The 766-nt window shown below is 68.4% G+C and carries 1 protein-coding gene; it reads right to left on the reverse strand.

The annotated features are described in order from the left end of the window. On the reverse strand, positions 1-718 hold a 718-nt coding region (locus tag LPA54_RS33745; RefSeq protein WP_228984514.1), incomplete at its 3' end, for an extracellular solute-binding protein. Between the last annotated feature and the right edge of the window lie 48 nt (positions 719-766).

Genomic DNA, 766 nt, shown 5'->3' on the forward strand with positions numbered 1-766 from the left:
TCTCCATCGCGTCCAGCGCCTCGGGCGCCGAGAAGATGGTCGTGCCGTCCTTCAGGAGGTAGCCGTTGGCCGGGTCGATCCGGTCGGCGACGTACGCCTCGATGGCGGCCGTGGCGTTGCTGTGCGCGTTGGCGCCGCCGCGGAAGGCGTAGCCGTACCGGCGCGAGGAGGGGTCGTGGATCTTCGACGCCTGCTCCAGCAGCTCCTCCCAGGTGGCCGGGGGCTTGTCGAAGCCGGCCTCCTCGATCAGGTCGGTGCGGTGGAAGAGGCTCAGCCCGTAGAAGCCGTACGGCACGAAGTAGGTGCGGCCCTTGTCGTCCTCGGAGGCGGCGACAGCGTTGTCGGTGAGCGCGTCCCAGCCCTTCCAGCCGGCCAGGTCCTTCTTCATGTCGTACAGCCAGCCGTTGTTCGACCAGGGGCCGACGGTGATGTCGCGGACCTCCAGGACGTCGACGCCGCTGCCCGACTGGAGCATCTGCTGGAGCTTCTGGTCGGCCTGCTCGGTGGGCGGCGAGACCAGGTTGACCTTGATCTTCGGGTTCTGCCGCTCGAAGTCGGCCATCAGCTCCTCGAGCAGGTCGGTGCGGGCGGGGTTGGTCAGGCTCTCCACCATGTTGAGGGTGACCGTTCCGCTCTCACCGGGGCTCATGGTGGAGCAGCCGGTCAGGACCATCGCGGCGGCGGTGCCGAGCGCGAGAGCTGCCGTCCTTCTTCTCATCGTGCTGACCTCTTCCTTGGGTGAACGGGGCGACGGGCGGGGGAGGGA

Origin of the sequence: Streptomyces sp. DH12 (genome assembly GCF_020873895.1) — a bacterium.
Classification (GTDB): domain Bacteria; phylum Actinomycetota; class Actinomycetes; order Streptomycetales; family Streptomycetaceae; genus Streptomyces.